Below are 1,873 nucleotides of genomic sequence, written 5' to 3' on the forward strand. Positions count from 1 at the left end.
GTATGAAAAAGGAGATGGGGTGCCAGGGGTCGAGTGTTCGAATCACTCCGTCCCGACCATATTTTTCAATGACTTAGGCCAATGTTCACAGCATTGGCCTTTTTCATGTGCGTGACTTTTGCGTGATTTCTCGATTTTTCACGCGTGCTCTGTCCAGGGTTCACGCAGGCATCATCAGCACAAAGGAGGAATGCCATCTCCTGTTTTCACCTATAGCAGCGGCGCCAAGACTTTCAAGCTACCAAACACTCGTATCAGTGCAGCCCGTAGGACCAGATTGCTTTGGTACACCATTTTCCCTCCGAGAGGCACAGTACGGTGACATGAGATCTTGGTGAACAGTTTTGGCACTTGCCCTGCGTTAACCGCCGCGCCTGTATCGCCTACGGCTGACTCAACTACGCTTTAAGTGAAGGTTGAAGACTGCCGAACCCGCTCCTGGGAGGGTCCCGTGAACAGTCACTGGTGGCGCCGCCTGCTCTTGGTGATGATGCTGGTCTGGCTACCGACGGTTTCGACGACGGCGTCGGCTGCGGGCAGTGTCGTGATTCTGACCGTCAACGATGCTATTGGTCCGGCCAGCGCCGACTACGTGGAGCGCGGCTTGATACGTGCGGTGACCGAGGGCGCACAGTTGGTGGTCATCAACCTCGACACCCCCGGCGGGCTGGACACTTCGATGCGCTTGATCATCAAGGCGATTCTGGCCAGCCCCCTGCCAGTGGTCAGTTTCGTTGCCCCTAGTGGCGCACGCGCGGCCAGCGCCGGCACCTATATTTTGTATGCCAGCCACATTGCCGCCATGACCCCGGGTACCAACCTGGGCGCCGCTACGCCGGTGCAGATCGGCGGCCTGCCCGGTACCGCACCCGAACCACCTCGCTCACCCACCACTGACAAGAATTCTCCGCCTGAGCTACGGGACACCTTGACTCGAAAACAGATCAACGATGCGGCAGCTTACATCCGTGGTCTTGCGCAATTGCGCGGACGCAATGCCGACTGGGCCGAACAAGCGGTACGTGAATCGCTCAGCTTGTCGGCCGACGAAGCGCTCAAACTCAAGGTGGTCGATTATGTGGCCAATGACGTGGCAGACCTGCTCAAGCAACTGGACGGTAAGAGCCTGAATGTCGCCGGTCAGACGTTGAAGCTGAGTACCGCCGGGGCTGCACTCATCGATCATGCGCCTGATTGGCGCACACAACTGCTGGCGGTGATCACCAACCCCAGCGTGGCATTGCTGCTGATCATGTTCGGGGTCTATGGGTTGATATTCGAATTCATGAGCCCAGGGTCGGCCGTCGGTGGAGTGCTCGGTGGCATCTGCCTGTTGCTGGGGCTGTATGCCCTGCAACTGTTGCCCGTGAATTACGCCGGGGTCGGACTGATTCTGCTAGGGCTCGCCTTCATGATCGCCGAGGCGTTTCTACCGAGTTTCGGTGTAATCGGCTTGGGTGGGGTGGTTGCCTTTGTAGTCGGCGCAGTGATTTTGATTGACACAGATGTACCGGGTTTCGGCATTCCGTTGGCGCTGATCATCGGCATGGCACTGATCAGCGCCCTGTTGCTGATGACTCTGGTCGGTATGGCGCTCAAGGCACGACGCCGTGCCCTGGTCAGCGGCGATGCGGGCCTGGTCGGCAGCCTGGCCACAGTGACGGGACTGCTGCCGGATCTGCCGATGAGCGGCTGGGTGCAACTGCAGGGCGAAAAATGGCAAGTGCGCAGCCGCTCGCCCCTGCACCTGGGCCAACAGGTCCGGGTGGTGGCGCGCACGGGTTTGATGCTGGAGGTCATTGGATTGGATGAAACGCCACCGCGAGGAGGTTGATCATGTTCGTCGAATTGGGTTTTGGCGCACTGCTAACCC

Annotated in this window: 1 protein-coding gene and 1 riboswitch; the gene reads left to right on the plus strand. The window is 58.9% G+C overall.

The genetic code is table 11. The features are described from left to right. Window positions 1-158: 158 nt before the first annotated feature. A riboswitch (Fluoride riboswitch) is annotated at window positions 159-210 on the minus strand. A gap of 241 nt (window positions 211-451) precedes the next feature. Further along, window positions 452-1,834 (plus strand): NfeD family protein, encoded by a 1,383-nt coding sequence (locus ACXRVY_RS26765; protein WP_223457249.1) that lies wholly within the window; start codon window positions 452-454, stop codon window positions 1,832-1,834. Window positions 1,835-1,873 lie beyond the last annotated feature (39 nt).

Source organism: Pseudomonas sp. P5_A2_2 (assembly GCF_054177685.1).